Source organism: Kiloniella antarctica (genome assembly GCF_042682825.1).
GTDB lineage: Bacteria > Pseudomonadota > Alphaproteobacteria > Kiloniellales > Kiloniellaceae > Kiloniella > Kiloniella antarctica.
This window is the reverse complement of record NZ_JBHUII010000011.1, coordinates 132617-151708: the sequence shown is the minus strand read 5'-3', so window position 1 is coordinate 151708 and position 19092 is coordinate 132617. Positions and strand designations below refer to the sequence as shown.

Here is a 19092-nt window from a genome sequence, read left to right as displayed (position 1 = left end):
AAATTATTTTTCGAGTTGGTGCGGGTGAGAGGACTTGAACCTCCACGCCCATAAGGCGCCAGAACCTAAATCTGGTGCGTCTACCAATTCCGCCACACCCGCAATCATTCTCGATTTGGAGGGGTTTAATACATCAAGCCGAGGTACGCAACTAAGACTTTACTGTTTTTTGATTTTTTTTTGATTTTTAAGAAAAATATTTATCAAAAAGAAGCTAAATCCTAGGATTCATACCAATATCGTTACCTTGGTCATTATTTAGATTATTATTTACACCTACGACCCGAAGACGTCTTTAAGAATCTCTGTCGTTCTTGCAACTGGATTCTTACGAATCTGTACTTCTTCTTTTGCCAAATAGTAAAAAAGCCCATCTAAAGCCTTTCCAACAGTATAATCTGTAAGGTCAGACTTCACATCTGGCACAAAGGGAATGGTTTTATAATTTGAAATCATATCCTCATAAGATTCAACAGCACCGACTTCAGACAACGTTTTATCAATAATAGGTTTAAACTTATCTGTAAGATCAGGGGTCATTTTTTCTTTAAAGTAACGTGTCGCTTCGTCATCGCGCCCATTATAAATGCGTTTTGCATCATCAAGCGTCATCGCACTGATTGCATTTAAAAACAATTCTTTGGCTTCAACTGCAGCTTTTTCTGCCCCACGATTAAGTTTGAGTTCTAAGTCATCCGCCATAGAAGAAAGCCCGACCGTACGCAGGGCGCTTTGTACCTTTACTAAAGCGTCCGGAAGCGGGATATGAATTTGCGTATCGCCGTTATAGCCATTTTGCAAACTAACCTGATCAACCACACGCTCCGACCCCACACGCAAAGCCTCTTTCAAGCCCGTTGAAATTTCTCCAACAGACAAATCACCTGCATTCGTCGCCTCTTCACCACCCAACAACTTCAGGCCCTGCCCCAGCAAATCTCCTTGAGCGGGCACTGTGGCCATAGAAACCGCCAACACCAACGGAATACTGTAAATAACTTTAAGCATAATTTTTCTAAACTTCCCAAAATACTATATAGAGAAAATAAGACTGATCGTCTTTCTTGTCATACTCATCAATATAGTTGAAATTAATACAGAAAACAGAACGTAATTATACTTAAATTTTAAACGTAAAATTATCGATTCGCTTCGCGTCCCATTTAAACCACACAAAAAAGCCTCGAAAGAATACCTCCAAGGCTTTTCAAATTCATATGATCAAATGTAATTACGATTAATTTAGCTAAATGGCTTCGCAATACCGTTCAGAAAAACTTGATAAACCAAGAGTTCTAAAGTCCTCAAATCCTATACTGCTGTCACCATCAACAGAAATAGCAAAGTGAACGTGCGGAATACCAAAAGTATCCGTTTTGACTGTAAGAACCTTAGCTGTCTCAATAACTCGATGTGGATTTACATATCGATATTTGTGGCCAACCTTAACTTCATCAGATTCACGTCTGAACTTATAAAAACTGTCGACAAAAGACATACCATCTACCTTATTTGCGAACACACCTGTCTACATGACTAAGTGAGTAATAACAGCCAGCTATTAAATAATCGTAAATAAATAGATCAAACACTTGCTAATTTTTTTGTAACTTAAAGGACTTAGCTAAAACAAACTATACTCTACCTCTTAACACTTCGAAAAAATATTTTTCGTAACAAGCCCATCGCTTACTGGCTGATTATGTCCAGCCAAGTCAGCCACAGCACAACTTACAGCCGCTTCAGGCACTCAGAGTTCCGGGCACCACTTACATCATCCCCCTCAAGACCTTGCGCAAAGTATTTCTATAATAATACCGACAAGGAAATCCCCTGCACTACTCCAAGTAAAATGCCTTGTTATATTTGAATTGATAACAATACGTCCTATTCTGAGAGTGACTGGTTATTCCGGAGCTTAATCACGAATAAGCGCAATTTATGGAAATCATTTAACTTAAACAAGTTATCACTTAAATTATAGACCGGAGCTATCGACGAGGATTAAATTTTGGCTTGGGAACAAAAAGAGAGCCAATTCCAGCATACCCGCGTGGGTTTTTAACAGGCTTGGAGACATCAGAAAATTTAATGACAGACTCTGAATCAATTTTTTCTGGTGCAGGGTTAAAGTCAGGTGATTTAGCTTCACCATCTGTAACAGGAACACTGACCACAGAAGCAGAAGTCTCGGATAACACCTCAGGAGATACAGGAACATTTAACCCCGACAAATCAGCGTCTAAAATTTGCGTTTTCGGCTGTTCTTTGATTTCAGAAATTGCAATTTCAATTTCAGCAGCCTTTGCTACGGCACGTTTATTACCTGCTTTTGCTGATTTTTGATACCATTTACGCGCCTCAAAATTATCCTTTGGGACCGACAATCCCAGACGGTAAACCTCACCCAGTGCGTATTGCGCGCCATCAACACCATTATTTGCCGATTGATGAAACCAAAACACTGCTTGTTCTATATTTTGCTCAGTTCCTTCTCCGCGAAAATACGCTAAACCAAGATTGTATTGAGCCATCGCATGCTTAGACTGCGCAGCTTGTTGCCAATATGTGACGGCCTTTTCCTGATTCTCTTCGACACCGAGCCCCCGAGCGAACAGTCGACCAAGATTATTCTGTGCAGCGGCTCCCCCCTGATCGGCGGCCTTGCCATACCACTTAATTGCTTCTTTATATTGAGGATTCCCACCCTGATCTGCCGTTTCATACAGCTTCCCAAGGCTATATTGCGCTCTTCCATCTCCAGCTTCCGCAAGAGGCAGCCAAAAAGATAACGCCAAAGCGTGATCCCCCTGCTCAAAGGCCTCTACGCCCTCCAGATAGTCATCTGCATAACTAGGATTGAATGAAAATAAAAAAAGACTTACTGCAATCACAGTAAAACTAAAGGCTCGTGTCATACGTCTGGTGCCCTACGAATCTAAATGTATGTAAAGAACCTACATAAGAGATCAATATGGCTCAACAATGTCCTTGAACTAAATATTATTTGATTTGTTCAGGCACATCTTTATCGGGGTACAAAGCAAGACAGGTGAATTGCAAAAGCTTTTCACGATTACCAGAAGACATAATGACGCGAACACCAATTTGATTTTCACCATGCCACATCACTTCACCTTGGAAATTACCTGCAATTGAATGCGTTAACGTAACTTCCTTACCCACATCAGCACCAAGGTTGCCCTTGAGACAAAATCCACCAAAAGACAGATCCGCAATGGTCGTCATAACAGACTGTCCATCTCTATCCACGACTTTGAGTGATATTGGCTCTGAAGCAGAAAACCTTTGAGCCTGGCGCCTATCTTCTCCAACGGCAGCACTATTTTCCATAACCCTTGCCTTTAATTTGATTCAACATTCCTATAAAATTAATGATAAATCACAACAAACTAAGCAGTGGTTAATAAAACAAACAACGCCTGACAGTTACCACCCCCAACGCTTTAACCATGTTCTTTTAAAGAATTTTCCAACGGCCTATATAAAATATAGACAAAAAAAGCGGCCTATTAAATATGGCCGCCATAATTAGCGCAATCACGCTCAAGGTTTAAGATGAAATGGGGTGGCTGAGGGGACTTGAACCCCCGGCCCCCGGTACCACAAACCGGTGCTCTAACCAACTGAGCTACAGCCACCACAAAGTCATCGTCAATCGAGTATAGTCTCGACCGATGAGCGAGCTTTTATACGCATCCGCCGAGTGCGTCAAGCGCAACTATTCACTTCTTGAAAATTGTTTAACAAAATCACATTATATGTCCATAAATATGCACTTAGTCATTCAAAATAATTTAAAATCAATGAAGTCATTGATGATGCAGTGGATAGTGCCACTTGAGAAACTACGTAGCAGTTTTTATGATTTTGTATAACTAGCAAAAATGAATTGTCTCGATGACTTAAATCATACAAAAAACAACATCACTGCCCTTTTAATAATCAACATATCTCCTACATGCACATTTATTGTGCACTTATAGTTTTATTTTTAATCAATATGTGACGCAGAATACCAAGAAACCCCAAAACCCTACGTAAAATAGTTGGCACACATCATGCAATAATACGGGAAAAGAAAATGGACGAAAGAGCCGCCCCTTACTGATGCTGGAGCATTCGGACACATGAAAAAGATTGAAGCGATCATTAAGCCCTTTAAGTTAGACGAAGTGAAGGAAGCCCTTCATGAGGTTGGTATCAAAGGCATTACAGTTACAGAAGCTAAAGGATTTGGTCGCCAGAAAGGCCATACAGAACTTTACCGCGGCGCAGAATATGTTGTTGATTTTCTTCCTAAGGTAAAAGTTGAAATTGTGCTTGAAGACGAACTTGCAGAACGGGCCGCAGAAGCGATACAACAAGCGGCACAAACTGGCCGTATAGGCGATGGTAAAATCTTTATTAGCCACATCGAAGAAGTCATCCGCATCAGAACAGGCGAACGCGGTAGCGACGCTATTTAATTATCTATCAAAAATACTCCACTAAGGAGTACATATAAGTACAAAGGAAAGAGCTTTATGTCTGACGTACAAAGCGTTCTTGATCTAATCAAGGAAAACGAAGTTGAATTTGTTGATTACCGTTTCACTGACCCTCGTGGCAAATGGCACCACATGACAATGTGCGCGTCTGCCGTAGGTGAAGACGAACTAGAAGACGGCATCCTGTTTGATGGCTCTTCCATCGAAGGCTGGAGAGCAATTAACGAATCAGACATGATCATCAAGCCAGACCTAACAACTGCCGTTATGGATCCCTTCTCTGCACAGTCACAGCTCATTCTTAGCTGTACCGTCTACGAACCAGATTCAGGTCAACTCTATAACCGTGACCCACGTGCGACTGCTGAACGTGCAGAAGCCTACTTACAGTCTACGGGAATCGGCGACACAGTATACTTTGGTCCAGAAGCTGAATTCTTCCTTTTCGATAACGTTCAGTTTGACACCAACAGTCACAGCACATTCTTCCAACTCGATGATGAAGAATCTCCGCACATGACTCGTGCTGAAATCGACGGCGGCAACTCAGGCCACCGCCCTCGGATCAAAGGTGGCTACGTTCCAGTTGGCCCCGTTGACACTGGTACAGATATTCGTGCAGAAATGGTTACTGTTCTCAAAGCTATGGGCGTCGAAGCTGAAAAACATCATCACGAAGTTGCCCCTTCCCAGCACGAACTCGGTGTTAAGTTCAGCACTCTGGTTCGCGCTGCTGACGAACTTCAGATTTACAAATATGTTGTTCAGAACGTCGCCCACTCTTACGGCAAAACAGCAACCTTTATGCCAAAGCCAGTCGCAGGCGATAACGGGTCTGGCATGCACTGCCATATGTCAATTTGGAAAGAAGGCGTACCTACTTTTGCGGGAGAAAGTTATGCCGGACTATCTGAATCATGCCTTTATTACATTGGCGGTATAATAAAACACGCAAAAGCTTTGAACGCCTTCACCAACCCATCAACCAACAGTTACAAACGTTTGGTGCCCGGTTTTGAAGCACCTGTTCTTCTTGCTTACTCAGCTCGCAACCGTTCTGCATCCTGTCGCATTCCACACGGATCAAACCCGAAAGCTAAGCGTGTTGAGGTCCGTTTCCCAGATCCAGTTGCAAACCCATACCTTTCATTCTCAGCATTGTTGATGGCTGGCCTTGACGGTATTCGCAACAAAATCCACCCTGGCGAAGCAATGGACAAAGATCTTTACGATCTTCCGGCAGATGAACTTAAAGATATCCCAACTGTTTGTGGCTCTTTAAGGGAAGCTCTCGATGCCTTGGAAGCTGATTACGAATTCTTAATCGCTGGCGACGTCTTCTCCAAAGACCAGATTGACGCATACATTGCACTTAAAAAAGAAGAAGTACTCCGTTATGAAATGGCGCCTCATCCTATCGAATTTGATATGTATTACAGCGCTTAGAATTAAGAGTTAACCAACCCACTAACAGCGGTTGGAACCTAAAATGATAAAAGCCTCCAGTTTTCTGGAGGCTTTTATTTTACGTAACAGATCAATTTAATACAGGTGGCTTATTAAAAAACTCGGGGCAAAACTAAAATAATCGTAACATCGCAATTTATGGATCGCGCTATCTTTAAAGAACGAAATATGATCAGAGTTCCAACCACCTCATCTTTTTTTATTTAAAGTAGCCAAACAATTGATTGCTTCAAGCAGGCGCCAAACTTGTATCACCAGATCCTGCAAGGAAATACAATCGCACCATTTCCGGTAAACTCTTTACTTCAAGCTTCTCCATAATTCGAGCCCGATGAACCTCAACTGTTCGAGTACTAATACCTAACTCATATGCGATTACTTTATTGAGTAACCCCTCTACAAGCTTGTCCAATACTTCTTTTTCCCGCGGAGTAAGCTTAGAAATTGTAGCTTCAGCCTGTTGCTTTAACTCCGCTTGCACAAAGTTAGTTTTGCTAACCTCAATTGCTTCAGTAACAATATTGATAATCTCAGTATCCGAAAAAGGTTTTTCAACAAAACTGTAGGCTCCAGCCTTCATAGTTTCCACCGCCTTCGGAATATCACCATGTCCAGAAATCATAACAACGGTAAGATTGCTTTCTTCCATTTTTATTCGTTTAAGAACATCGACACCGTTCATTCCCGGCATCCGAATATCTAGCAATACACATCCTGTAGACGAAAACAGGTCAGCAGACAAAAACTCCTCCCCCGATGAGAAGGTTTGAATTGTTGCCTCCAAATCAGATGATGCAATCAACAATTGCGTAGATTCACGTACAGCATCATCATCATCTATAATGTAAACATACATGGAATAACTCTCTATTTCTCAACTTTACCCAAAGCACAATCTAGGATTTACTAGACTATAAACTCACTGAAGAAGCCTACCGCGTCAATTAATCAATCCATTACCCTAAACTTGAAGAGCCAAACAAGATTAAGTTTAAACACTCGTAACTACAATATACAGGCTGACAAAATGGCCAAAGCCCAGAAGGTATTTTCACTTTAAATGATATTTTTAAAAAAACTATACTCTCTGTTGCATAGATTTTTCACAATTAGCTCCTTAATGGCAGCCATTGTATTTTCCTTAATATTCCTACGCCTTAGCGATCCTTGGCCTGTTAAAGTTTTGAGGTACAGCACCTTTGACAGCATGCAGGAGATTTCTCCTCGAGAAAAAGAATCAGATCAAATTGTTTTAGTTGAAATTGATGAAAACAGCTTAAGTAAAATTGGACAATGGCCTTGGCCGAGGAGTTCACTCTCTAAATTAACTGACACAATTTTATCTCAAAACCCAAGGTCACTTGGCATTGATATTATTTTTCCAGAGCCTGACAGAACATCACCGGACCTTATTGCCGCCCAAAATAAAAACCTGCCCAAGGGGATAAAAGATGCATTAGCAGCACTCCCATCCAACGATACCCAACTGGCCGAGAGCATTGATAACAACCCCGTAGTTCTTGGTATGGCCGTGGGATATGGGACCCAAAGAAAGATTCCGGATTCAACATCTGATAGCATCCTTATGATTGGCAAAGATGTTCGAAACGCAATACCCGAATACTCTCAAGTTCTAAGAAACATCCCTAGATTGGAGCAAGCTGCAAAAGCACAGGGCATATCAAATATCGCCCAAGACCCTGATGGTCTTATTAGAAGAATTCCTTTTGTATACAATATCAACGGCACTCTAGTCCCGGCGTTTGAAACGGAAATTTTAAGAATCAGTTTAAATAACACCCCCACAGAAATCATTTCAAACAACTCAAAAATCAAACAAATCAATGCGGGTGGCCTGACATTCAATACAGACCAAAGTGGCAGTGCCTGGATCTATTTTTCAAACAAACCAAACACGCAAACTGTTTCTGCAGAGTCTGTATTATCAGGAAATGTTTCAAAAAGCTTTTTTACCAACAAAATTGTTCTCGTGGGAGTAACGGCCGTTGGTATAGCCGATTACACTCCTTCTCCCACAGGCCAAAACCTTTCCAGTCTGTCGCTCCACGCCCAAGCGTTAGACAGTATGCTAACAAACACCCTACTATCACACACACATCTATCTACCAGTATTGAACTCATATTTTTTCTTATAATAGGTATTGTTTTGATATGGGTGGCAAACAGTTATGCCGCGTTGGAGTTAACAGTTGCATTTGCTATCCTATGTTGGTCAATCATTCTGGTCTCTTGGGGCGGCTTTTCATACCAAAAGCTTCTTATTGACCCCACTCTAGCTCTCATCCTCACCTTATCACTTTACCTGATTGCAGCATCTGCAGGTTTTTTCCATGAACAAAAGCAGCGACGTTCGGATGCCAAGGAAGCTTTCCTTAGAGAGAGAGAGAAAGAAACTCGCATTCGCAAACTGCAAAACGAACTTATGCACACCATAGGCAAGAGTTCCGTTCAAAAGCTATCCTCTTCAATCGCGCACGAAATGAACCAACCTATGGCCGCGATATTCAATTACACAAATGCTGCTCGAAGAATTCTTGAAAAAGATGACACAGATAAAGATATGCTAAAATCTGTCCTCGGAAAAATTCTTACCCAAGCAGACCGTGGTAGCGATATATTAAAAAGTATTAGAGAGGGTGCCGAAACAGGTAAAACCTCTGTAAAAGCCCTTGATGTTAACCGCATCATAAAAGAAGAGGTAGAGCTGATAAAAGATGTCGGCGACGTGGAAACAGTCCAAATCATTCTGGCTTGCGATGGCGACTTACCGCTAGCTCTGGCAAATGAGATTCAACTCCACCAGGTTCTTTTAAACTTGATCAGAAATGCCGTTCAAGCAATTACCCACTCCGATACAGGCAAGAGCCTAGAGGGTGAAATAGAGATTAAGACAACTTGTAACTCCGATGGTATGATTCAAGTATCCATTAGTGATTCTGGCCCTGGCTTAAGCGATCAAGAAAAAGAAACCTTGTTTAAACCGTTTTACACAAGCAAAGAACAGGGCATGGGGCTCGGCTTAGCGATTTGCCGGTCCATATTAGAAGCATTGGGCGGATCATTATGGGTCGAGGAAAACAAAAAAGGGGGCGCAGTGTTTCACTTCACTCTCCCCCCTAGTTGATTGAGAAAACTATGCTTCAACGTAAAACCATGACTACACGTCGGTTCAAGGCTTTTTCTTTAAGCACATCCCCATCAGACAAAGGATCTTCTTCCCCGAGAGATTTAATATCTATCGCAGAAGCAACCACATCGTTTTGAAGAAGTAAATCACGTAACTGTCCTGCACGACGTAATCCTAATGCTCGATTATATTCAACTGATCCCGTAGAATCTGTGTGGCCAATCAAGCTGATATCAACGGTTTTTCGAGTTTTAATTTCAGCTAATACAGCATCGAAAATCACGCGAGAATCTTCTGTGAGGACATCGCTATCGAAACCAAAGAAGAAAAAGAATGAAAGTGGCTTAGGCGGTTGCGCCTCTTCGGTTTCAGCAACCAACTTAGCCACGATATCCTCAGACAATTCCCGAGGTTTTTTAGGGGCTTTATTATCAGAAGTTTCTACAACCGAATTAACTGCAGAAGTAATTTGAGTTCCATGCTCATTTGTAACGCTAATTTCACCTGCTTCTCCACCTTCTTCTGCGAGGAGAATAACATAATTTCCCCGAGGCGTAGAACAAGCAGCCAATGCAAGTAACGTTAAGGGAGCCAAAAGTCTCAGTATCGTTTTATTATTCATTGTTAAAGCACTCTCAGATTATGTCCAAAATAACCTTTGGATCTCTTCCGTAAATTTTTGGACGATTTCCCAATTTTTTATTCGGCATTGATAAAAAGGCGGGTCCCACGAACTGTAACAGTACCAGCAGGGGTCGTAATCTTCAGGTCTTCGTCTGGATTTTTACTTAATTTTGAGATTAACCCTGAAATATACAAAAGTGTCCCCTGAAAGATCTCCACCGCAAAAGCCAATTTATTATTATCTGGATCAAATGCAAAGTTTTCTAACTTCATCAAGGAATTACTTCCCAAAGAAATCAGCGTGTTATCTCTAAATGATACTCCCATAGAAGACTGCTCTTGGGTTTTCAAAATATCATCCTTAAAGAGAGGATCACCAAGCTTAAGAGGACGCTCTACAGAACCATTGATCGCAATACAGGCACCATTCAAAACCTTAACATAAGCAATAATTGGCCTATCATCAGCAAAGGCTGTAGAGCCAGCAAATAAAGGAAATGAAAACATCATCAAAAAGGCAAAAATCGACATTATTTTGCGGAACAAAAACATAGTTTCACAACCTTTGTGTTTAAAGATCAAAACGATACTCATATTAATACTGTGTTTAAATGAAAAACTGTTAAGCCACAATAACACAGTACGTTTTTACAATACCTATACTAATTAAGTTAAAATTGAAAAATGAAATAATAAATTTGAAGAAACGAGATCTTTCTTACATTCCTCATAAAGAGAATATATTAATAAAACATAACCTATAGATCATATTTAAAAAAAATTCTAAAAAACTAATCAATTTAATTACACTTATATTCCGCATTTTGATACTTCAACTACAAATCAAATAATCTAAAAACTGTTTTGTATGTATAAAATTGACATAAAAATTATTAAGAGACGCTAAAAAATACCCCCCACACAACTCTTCCACAAAAATAAACAACTATAACGTTAAAAAACATTGAACTTCATCAAAGACAATCACACAATTAAATGGTATTTTAGATAAAATAATAAATACTTTCTTTAAAAGAATCGCAGGGCTTTAATGTATATCCCCCCACTCTACTCGCGGACGGGAGCGGTTGTTACGCCAGAACCACCTCCGAACAGGGGCGCAGGTTTAAAAGCTGCGGCAGATACCATCTTAGAAGCCCAACCAATCAAACAAATATCCAGTGGAAATAATTCTAACCAAAAAACTCTGCCTCCGGCCACAGATGGCAGAGGAAGTCGTGTGGATATTCTTGTTTAATATTACAAATCATTTAACAGTTTATTATACATATGGAATCTGGAAAAATGAGTGCTCTCAAAAGCCATGGACCAGCTCAAATAATAAAGCATTTATATAAAATACCATGCTTCAAACACAACAAAAGCGCGGTCACATAGATCCGCGCTTTTGTTGTGTGTCTATAGTTCGTACTAAAACTTAAGCAGCAATACCTTCGCGCCAAGCGGTAGAAGATTTGCATGTCTTACAAATACGTTCACCAGGCCATTCGCTAACGAATTTTTCCCGGCACTTTAGACAGTTACGTTTTTTCTTTTCATAGATCCGGTCAGAAACCGGCTTAGTATTGGACTGATCGCTCATTCATCCCTCCGTAGGATCCGGCATCTTACACCTTACGAACCGTAGTCCTAGGTAATAGATAATTTTCTAACTTCTTCTATAGATTACATAGAAGAAATCGTCTCCAAGGCTCGTCTAGAGCCATCACAATCCGACACACCCCTTTTAGGGAAGTCATATGTTAAGTCAGATGAGAACTTAAAATTTGCTCTCGAAACAACAAATCATAAATTTGTGCCTATGAGATCGTGGCGATTCCGACAGTTTGCTACGCAGAGACAATGGTAGCTAGGAACGGAACAGAGACACACCCAAGGCGCTTTGTGCATTGCACACATACTAAATAGTGTAGTTGAGAAAAAAAATCAACAGTCATCTTGGAAATTCTAACATGTCAACGTATTTTCTGATACCCTTTTTGTGTGAATTCAATCAAACGACACTGTCTGTGTTTGGCCGCTATAGCCATCGACACTATCATGCGCACGTACGATAACAACTTTCACGCCTGCTGGAATTTTCACAGAAGACAAAGACCTCGTAAAGGGTTGCTCATTTTCATGGGGGTGGTGCAAAACTCTGGTGGCTATGACTTCCCCCGTCTCAGTGACAATATCCCACTTGTTCGCATAGTGGTCCCAACCTGTGTCATCGTGTCGCACTGTAACATTGAAACGCCAGCCTCCCCGACCATCCTTATGGGTTTCCACGGCAAGGACATCAGCTTCACCCGCTAAAGAGGTGTTCACAAGAAGCATCCCCATCGAAAAAAATATGATTAGGAAGACAGGGATATTTAAAACAAAATTTTTATGGCACTTCATACTAAATTACAACTCCAGAGAAAGCACAAAACAAATAGTTGCGATTTAAACAAGGATACCACCTGTATATCAGGGAATGATCCATCCAATCACTCACAAATTGGTGAAGCTTATTCTTCCCTTATATAAGTATGGTTTATTCAACTTGAATCGGAAATTTATTAAAGAGATTTTCAACTTCTAAAATCGGAAACAAAGACCTCCTCAACAATTACGATCTTAAATTGCATAAATATGGAACAAACCGTGATTTTCCTCTCATGAGGATCTTGCCTTCCGCTCAGCTGCAACTCATAATGCGATCATGTCAGATCTTTTTCAAACTTCCATCGCAGCTGAAACCTCCGAAGATTATTCCGCTAAGGATATTCAAGTCTTGGAAGGTCTCGAACCTGTCAGACACCGCCCGGGTATGTATATTGGCGGCAATGACGAACGCGCAATGCACCATTTGGTCGCCGAGGTTCTCGACAATGCAATGGATGAAGCAGTTGCTGGACACGCGACAAGAATAGATATCGAACTAGGCTTGGACAACCACGTAACCATTCGCGATAACGGACGCGGCATTCCTGTCGATGCCCACCCAAAATATACCGATAAATCAGCACTCGAAGTAATTTTAACGACCTTGCACTCTGGTGCAAAATTTACCCAGAATGCCTATGCCACATCTGGTGGACTACATGGCGTTGGCGTATCGGTCGTAAATGCCCTCTCTGATATCATGTACGTTGAAGTTGCCAGAGATCGACTGCTCTATAAACAAGAATACAGTAAAGGGCATCCGCAAACCAAACTGGAACAAATCGGCAAAACGAATAATCGTCGGGGGACCACCATATCGTTTCACCCCGACCCAGAAATATTCGAAGAAGGCAGTAGTTTCCGTCCCGCCCTTCTCTATAAAATGACACGATCAAAAGCCTACCTTTTTAAGGGTGTGCAAATTCGCTGGACATGTGAACCTTCCCTTTTAGAAGGCACAAAAATTCCAGAGACCGAAACCATTCATTTTCCGAATGGCTTAAAAGACTTTATCTCCTCACAATTGGGAGAGCGTCCCGCGCTAACCGCAGAATCTTTTGCTGGCGAAGCCGACTTTTCTGACCAACAAGGTCGTTTGGAATGGGCTATTTGCTGGCCTCGAGATGAACAAGGCTTTGTGAACTCCTATTGCAACACAATACCAACACCCGACGGCGGCAGCCATGAAAGTGGAATGCGCAGCGGACTGTTACGTGGTCTAAAAGCGTATGGCGAGCTTACAGGTGTAAAAAAAGCTGCCCAAATCACTGGTGATGACCTTTTAAACGGTAGCATCGCAGTCCTGTCAGCATTTATCAGAGATCCACAATTCCAAGGACAAACAAAAGATCGACTTGCCACACCTCTTGCTGCCAAACTTACCGAAGCGACAATCAAAGATCACTTTGATCTGTGGCTTTCGAGCAACCCTGAGAGTTCACGCCTGCTGCTTGAACGTATTATTGAGCGCTCTGATGACCGATTACGCCGACGTCTCGATCGTGAAACCAGCCGTAAAACTGCCACGCGCAAAGTCAGGCTTCCCGGTAAGCTTTCCGATTGCAGCAGCGGGAAATCCTTGGACACAGAAATCTTTCTGGTAGAGGGAGATTCTGCTGGTGGTTCTGCCAAACAAGCCCGTGACAGAAAAACCCAGGCTATACTCCCGCTTCGGGGCAAGATCTTAAATGTTGCCTCTGCTACTCCTGACAAAATAAAAGCAAATCAAGAAATTGCCGACATCTCTCTTGCGCTTGGATGTGGTACAAAAGGCCAGTTCGATAAAGAAAAACTTCGGTATGAACGCATTATTATTATGACGGATGCGGATGTCGATGGCGCACATATCGCTTCGCTTCTTATGACATTCTTTTATCAGGAAATGCCGGGGCTAATCGAAAGCGGTCATCTATATCTTGCTCAACCACCGCTTTACCGCCTCACTCAGGGCAGTAAGACAGTATACGCCATGGATGACGATCACAGGATTGAGCTGGAGAAGAAAGAGCTCACCGGACGCGCAAAAATCGAAGTCAGTCGATTTAAAGGCCTCGGGGAAATGCCCCCACGTCAGTTAAAAGAAACTACAATGGATCCGGCAAAACGAACCTTACTTCGTGTCAACATTCATAATAATGACGACCTGGACCCTGCAGAAAGCCAGCGAGATGCCGCAGACCGCGTAAATTGCCTGATGGGAAAAAAACCAGAATTGCGTTTCAACTTTATACAGGAAAACGCACAGTTCGTATCAGATATAGATATATAACTTAGCAGTCCTAAATTTACAGAAAAAATATCCTTCTGAGGATCGCCAAAAGCACTGATGAGACATCCTCATCGGTGCTTTTTCATGTCCGCCAAATCAACAAGCAAAACACAAAACATCCCCAAATTGCCGCTTTTTAGTCACAAACCACCTCCGTTTGAGCACAAAAGACATCCATACGTAGTGATAGACAGTGTGTACTTCTACGTAATAAGGCGGCAACTAGCAGGGCAATGGCATGATAAAAACACTCAAAAGAAACATAGAGAAGCGTCCCCTTTATCCTGAACATATTAACCGTATTTGGAAATCAGCTCTCATTGCCTTAGTCATGCTGTCTTCGACATCCGCACATGCAAACAGCGTCATCACTCCAACGCCTCAACCCTTTTCACAAGCAGGCAATCCATTCTTGGTAACGCCCAACGATATGAAACGGGGGTCACTACTTCTAAACGCGACAGAAGCCGGAAAAATGGTCGAGGCCACTCAGTTAGCGACAAACGTAGAGATAGATGTTAGTGGCCCTATCGCCAGAACAAAAGTCACTCAGCGATTTAGAAACCCTTCTCAAGGTTGGGTCGAGGGAACCTACGTCTTTCCCCTACCGGAAAATTCTGCAGTAGACACTCTTAAGATGCAAATTGGAGATCGCTTTATCGAAGGCACAGTCAAGCCGAAAGAAGAAGCAAAGATAATCTATGAGGAAGCAAAACGTACCGGTAAAAAAGCGAGCCTCGTTGAGCAACTCCGGCCTAACATGTTTACAAACTCGGTAGCGAACATTGGTCCTGGCGAAATTATCGTTGTTCAAATTGAATACCAGGAAACAGTAAAGCAATCGGATGGGATTTTCTCTCTTCGCTTTCCTATGGTCGTTGCCCCAAGATACAATCCAAAACCAACCATCGTGGAAACGGTTACTTTCAATGAAGACAGTAAATCAGGTAACAGCGGTTGGGGCATTATAAATGACCCAGTTCCTGATAGAGACAAAATCACCCCTCCTGTCTTTAACCCTGCAGAAGATTCAAAAACTAATCCCGTGTCTCTAACCATGCAATTGTCCTCGGGCTTCCCAATCGAAGAAATTAAAAGCCCATTTCATAATGTGATCACTGATTACAAATCCAAAGATCAAGTCACGGTTTCCCTGGCGGATGACATTGTCCCCGCAGATCGTGACTTCGAAATTACATGGAGAGCGCAGGCCAACTACGAACCCAGAGTGGCTTTATTCAAAGAAAACACGTCAAAAGGAGATTTTATTCTCGCTTTCGTCACCCCACCAAAACTGGAAGATATTCAGGGAGTTGAGTTCCAGAAAACGCCACGCGAAGTTATCTTTGTACTCGATAATTCGGGCTCTATGTCTGGTCCCTCTATGCGTCAAGCAAAAGATAGTTTGATATTCGCCTTGAGCAAACTATCACATCAGGATCGTTTCAATATTGTGCGATTCGACGATACATATGAAGTATTATTCTCTTCCGCTGTCGATGCCACCCAAGATAACATCAAAGTCGCCAAAAAGTTCGTCTCATCCCTAGAAGCGGACGGAGGTACAGAAATGTTACCTGCATTAAAAGCCGCTCTTTATGATGCAACTCCAGAAAATAACGATCTTTTACGTCAGGTAATATTTTTAACTGACGGAGCCATCGGTAATGAGAAAGAAATGTTTGATACTATCGTCAAACAACGCGGACGCTCACGTATCTTCACAGTCGGTATTGGTTCCGCCCCCAACAGTCACTTTATGAGCCGCGCCTCTGAATTTGGACAAGGTACCTTTACTCATATCGGCTCTGAACAACAGGTAAAAGAACGCATGACAGAGCTTTTTAACAAGCTTGAAAACCCTGTCATGACCAATTTAACAGCCACATGGACACACACAAACAATGTGGAGAGTAGCCCCTCTTCTCTTCCTGATTTATATAGCGGAGAACCCATTGTCATTTCAGCAAAATCTACTGCTTTCAGCGGAGAACTGGAGCTTTCCGGAAGATATAACAATCAACCGTGGACGATAAAACTTCCCTTAGATAAAGCCACAAATGGCCAAGGGATCGACAAACTCTGGGCAAGAAGAAAAGTTGCCGAATATGAAGGACAATACTTTCTCAGCGACGACTGGAACTCATTAGACAAGTCAATCACACAAACGGCTATCGATTATCATCTCGTCAGCCGTCTCACCAGCTTGATTGCTGTCGATACAACTCCTACGCGCCCTTTGGGTCAAGAGCTTACCAGTAAAGACATCTCCTTAAACCTTCCAGAAGGTTGGGACTTTGAAAAAGTATTTGGTGAAGGTTACTCAGATACATCGTCTCCATTACAAGATGCATCCCGTGATCAAACCTATGACTTGATTTCGATGAAGCCCACCAAAGCTGCAATGAACTCAGGAAGCGCAAAATCTATCCCTCTTCCTTCAACAGCAACTACGGCGGAGCTTAGAGTAATTGCAGGCCTCTTTCTTCTTCTCTTGTCTCTTTTCGTCTTTTTTCTTACTCGAAAAGGGGAGTTTAAGAGGCAAAGTAGGGCATAATGTCTTTCTCTCTATTTCATATAAAGCGAGGCGTAATCAAGCGCCTCCTTTTTATCCCCCTTCTTGTTGCTGGTATAATTCTAATAGGACAGGGATCTTACATAAATATCAAAGCTGCCGTCGCTCAGATCTTACTTGCAAAAGCATGGCAGGAAACAGTTGAAACAGGTTTAAAATCAAAAGCATGGCCATGGGCTGACACATTTCCAGTAGCGACTATTCAAATTCCCGGTAAAAGCGACGGGCGGGTCATCGCACTAGATGGCAGTAGCGGAGAAGCACTCGCTTTTGCACCAGGGCATCTTCACAACACCGCCCAACCTGGACAAACAGGAACCGCAATTTACGCCGCTCACAGAGACACCCATTTTGCTTTTCTAGAACAAACCCGTAAAGACGATATCATTGTGATTACTGATAGATTTGGCAAAACCCACAAATATCAAATTGATCAAATGCGTATCGCCCCTTGGGATCAATCCGGCATTAACATCCACACCGGAGGAAAACGAATAGCCCTCGTGACCTGTTGGCCCTTTGGCGCGACCACACCCGGCCCTCTACGATATATCGTAGAGGGCCGGTACCTCGGACAAAACTCTATAACAGAAGCAAAGTTACATAGGTCTTTTTAACCAAGCATCAAGTGCCGTGTTCACGAGATTAGGTTCTTCTACATTTGAAAGGTGGCCGCAGTCTTCAATTACCAACAAATCCGCCTCAGAAAGTCCTGCATGCATTTCTTCTGAACACTCCAATGGCGTAATAAGATCCTGTCGACCGCATATGATTTGTGTTGGACAGGTGATATTGTTCAGAATATCCAAATGACTTTCCCTGTCCAATATCGCCGTTTGCTGACGAACGAAAGCTTGTTGCCCGACCTCTTCGGCCATTTTGTAAATCTCACTCGTCAGAGACGTATCTTCCATTCGGTCTGGATGAATAAGCAAAGGCATCAAATGAGGAGTTACTCCTTTGAATTTACCTCGCCCTGCAAGGCTGAGAAGACCGCGTCTTCTTCGCTTCTGTTCAGGACTATCTGCCCGGGCCTTGGTATCAATTAATGCTAACCGCTTCACCCTTTCTGGAGCAATCCGCATTAACTCCAGCGCGACATACCCCCCCATGGATAAACCAACTAAATTGAACCTTCCTCTCACACTCTTCAAAACCGACAACGCCAGCTTTTCGATACTGTCTTCTTGCGCAAGGTCCGGGACCTCACACATATAGTGATCTTGAAAATAAGAAATTTGAGGCGCCCAAAGGCGCGCGTTACACAACAAACCCGGCAACAAAACCAAGCGTTCTTTTTCTGACATAAAACTACTTAACTTCTTTCAATAAACTCGAGAGGGCCTTGAATTCAGGCGTCCCAGCCTTTTTAAGCATTTCGAACATCACCATTTCACTCGATACAACTTCAGCACCGGATCTAATCATTCGCTCAAGACCCAACCTTTTATTTTCTTCGGTTCGAGACCCAACAGCATCTGCAACCACAAATACATCATACCGTTCGTCCAAAAGCTGGAGCACTGTTTGCATGACACAGACATGTGTCTCTGTTCCTGTCACAATAATCTGCGTCCGCCCCAAAGCGGCTAGAGCTTCCATAAAAGAGGCACAACCCACAGAGCTAAACGAAAGTTTTTCAAAGACGTTTTTAGAATCATAAAACCCTTTGAGACGCTCAATCGTACGTCCAAGACCTTTTGGGTACTGTTCCGTCACAAAGACGGGTACGGATAATTCAGTAGCTGTCTTCAAAACCAGATCATGTGATTGTAGTATTTTATCCAAGTCATTGATGGCAGGCGCCAATCTTTCTTGAACATCAATAACAACAACAACTGAATTCTCAGCATCCATTAGCATTTTGATTGCCCTATTTTTAAATAATCATCGCGACATAGGCATGTTAACGCTACAAATAAAGAGAGAAAAGCAGTCTAATTATTGAGCTATATTTTGACCTACAAAGCAAAGTAATACATTTTTTCACTCGAAATCGTAGTAAAAATTGACTTTTTCAAAGCAATCCGTATTATGCGCACGTCACTTCAGGAAGGCACGCGCT

18 protein-coding genes and 2 tRNA genes are annotated in these 19092 nt (G+C 42.3%); 7 read left to right on the top strand and 13 right to left on the bottom strand.

The annotated features are described in order from the left end of the window. Positions 1 to 16 precede the first annotated feature (16 nt). The 6 genes from ACFSKO_RS16730 to ACFSKO_RS16705 form a co-directional block, all read right to left on the bottom strand. Positions 17 to 102, bottom strand: a tRNA-Leu gene (locus ACFSKO_RS16730). Between the two features lie 174 nt (positions 103 to 276). Further along, the gene (locus ACFSKO_RS16725) at positions 277 to 1008 is read right to left on the bottom strand and encodes a DUF4197 domain-containing protein (RefSeq protein WP_380253739.1); all 732 of its coding nucleotides are present in this window, start codon (positions 1006 to 1008) and stop codon (positions 277 to 279) included. A gap of 238 nt (positions 1009 to 1246) precedes the next feature. Next, positions 1247 to 1498 (bottom strand): hypothetical protein, encoded by a 252-nt coding sequence (locus ACFSKO_RS16720; protein ID WP_380253737.1) that lies wholly within the window; start codon positions 1496 to 1498, stop codon positions 1247 to 1249. 493 nt (positions 1499 to 1991) lie between these two features. Beyond that, positions 1992 to 2918 carry a tetratricopeptide repeat protein gene (locus tag ACFSKO_RS16715; protein ID WP_380253735.1) on the bottom strand — a complete coding sequence of 309 codons (927 nt, stop codon included), beginning with the start codon at positions 2916 to 2918 and terminating at the stop codon, positions 1992 to 1994. An 85-nt stretch (positions 2919 to 3003) separates the two neighbouring features. Beyond that, positions 3004 to 3354, bottom strand: a complete 351-nt coding sequence (locus ACFSKO_RS16710) for a PilZ domain-containing protein (protein WP_380253733.1) — start codon at positions 3352 to 3354, stop codon at positions 3004 to 3006. Positions 3355 to 3585: 231 nt separating this feature from the next. Further along, positions 3586 to 3662: transfer RNA gene (locus ACFSKO_RS16705), tRNA-His, on the bottom strand. 489 nt (positions 3663 to 4151) lie between these two features. On the opposite strand from ACFSKO_RS16705, the gene ACFSKO_RS16700 reads away from it, so the two are divergent. Next, the gene (locus ACFSKO_RS16700) at positions 4152 to 4490 is read left to right on the top strand and encodes a P-II family nitrogen regulator (RefSeq protein ID WP_380253731.1); all 339 of its coding nucleotides are present in this window, start codon (positions 4152 to 4154) and stop codon (positions 4488 to 4490) included. Positions 4491 to 4547: 57 nt separating this feature from the next. After that, positions 4548 to 5957, top strand: a complete 1410-nt coding sequence (glnA, locus tag ACFSKO_RS16695; protein WP_380253729.1) for a type I glutamate--ammonia ligase — start codon at positions 4548 to 4550, stop codon at positions 5955 to 5957. A gap of 250 nt (positions 5958 to 6207) precedes the next feature. Here glnA and ACFSKO_RS16690 read toward each other — a convergent pair whose 3' ends face one another. Continuing rightward, a complete protein-coding gene (locus ACFSKO_RS16690; RefSeq protein ID WP_380253727.1) occupies positions 6208 to 6834 on the bottom strand; it encodes a response regulator transcription factor in 627 nt (208 codons plus the stop codon). A gap of 264 nt (positions 6835 to 7098) precedes the next feature. Between ACFSKO_RS16690 and ACFSKO_RS16685 the strand changes: the two genes are divergently transcribed. Beyond that, positions 7099 to 9123 (top strand): CHASE2 domain-containing protein, encoded by a 2025-nt coding sequence (locus tag ACFSKO_RS16685; protein ID WP_380253725.1) that lies wholly within the window; start codon positions 7099 to 7101, stop codon positions 9121 to 9123. Between the two features lie 16 nt (positions 9124 to 9139). On the opposite strand, the gene ACFSKO_RS16680 is transcribed toward ACFSKO_RS16685, so the two are convergent. Together ACFSKO_RS16680 and ACFSKO_RS16675 are read right to left on the bottom strand one after the other, a co-directional pair. Further along, positions 9140 to 9748, bottom strand: coding sequence for an OmpA family protein (locus ACFSKO_RS16680; RefSeq protein ID WP_380253723.1), 609 nt, complete (start codon positions 9746 to 9748; stop codon positions 9140 to 9142). A gap of 77 nt (positions 9749 to 9825) precedes the next feature. Next, positions 9826 to 10302, bottom strand: a complete 477-nt coding sequence (locus ACFSKO_RS16675; protein ID WP_380253721.1) for a FecR family protein — start codon at positions 10300 to 10302, stop codon at positions 9826 to 9828. Between the two features lie 499 nt (positions 10303 to 10801). Here ACFSKO_RS16675 and ACFSKO_RS16670 point away from each other — a divergent pair, with 499 nt between their 5' ends. After that, complete coding sequence (locus ACFSKO_RS16670; RefSeq protein WP_380253719.1) at positions 10802 to 11008, top strand: hypothetical protein; 207 nt, start codon at positions 10802 to 10804, stop codon at positions 11006 to 11008. Between the two features lie 180 nt (positions 11009 to 11188). Here ACFSKO_RS16670 and ACFSKO_RS16665 read toward each other — a convergent pair whose 3' ends face one another. Further along, entirely contained in the window at positions 11189 to 11353 is a 165-nt protein-coding gene (locus ACFSKO_RS16665; RefSeq protein WP_380253717.1) for a hypothetical protein, read from the bottom strand. Positions 11354 to 11760: 407 nt separating this feature from the next. After that, positions 11761 to 12090 (bottom strand): hypothetical protein, encoded by a 330-nt coding sequence (locus ACFSKO_RS16660; RefSeq protein WP_380254442.1) that lies wholly within the window; start codon positions 12088 to 12090, stop codon positions 11761 to 11763. Positions 12091 to 12460: 370 nt separating this feature from the next. Between ACFSKO_RS16660 and parE the strand changes: the two genes are divergently transcribed. From parE to ACFSKO_RS16645, 3 genes are all read left to right on the top strand, one after another. Continuing rightward, positions 12461 to 14452 (top strand): DNA topoisomerase IV subunit B, encoded by a 1992-nt coding sequence (parE, locus tag ACFSKO_RS16655; protein WP_380253715.1) that lies wholly within the window; start codon positions 12461 to 12463, stop codon positions 14450 to 14452. 238 nt (positions 14453 to 14690) lie between these two features. Further along, positions 14691 to 17009 (top strand): marine proteobacterial sortase target protein, encoded by a 2319-nt coding sequence (locus tag ACFSKO_RS16650; RefSeq protein WP_380253713.1) that lies wholly within the window; start codon positions 14691 to 14693, stop codon positions 17007 to 17009. Continuing rightward, complete coding sequence (locus tag ACFSKO_RS16645; protein ID WP_380253711.1) at positions 17009 to 17644, top strand: class GN sortase; 636 nt, start codon at positions 17009 to 17011, stop codon at positions 17642 to 17644. The genes ACFSKO_RS16650 and ACFSKO_RS16645 overlap by 1 nt, the downstream gene beginning before the upstream one ends. Here ACFSKO_RS16645 and ACFSKO_RS16640 read toward each other — a convergent pair. Both ACFSKO_RS16640 and ACFSKO_RS16635 read right to left on the bottom strand, forming a co-directional pair. Then, positions 17627 to 18334 carry an alpha/beta fold hydrolase gene (locus ACFSKO_RS16640; protein ID WP_380253709.1) on the bottom strand — a complete coding sequence of 236 codons (708 nt, stop codon included), beginning with the start codon at positions 18332 to 18334 and terminating at the stop codon, positions 17627 to 17629. The genes ACFSKO_RS16645 and ACFSKO_RS16640 overlap by 18 nt on opposite strands. 4 nt (positions 18335 to 18338) lie before the next feature. Further along, positions 18339 to 18890: a hydrolase gene (locus ACFSKO_RS16635; protein WP_380253707.1), complete on the bottom strand. Its 552-nt coding sequence runs from the start codon at positions 18888 to 18890 to the stop codon at positions 18339 to 18341. Positions 18891 to 19092: the final 202 nt, after the last annotated feature.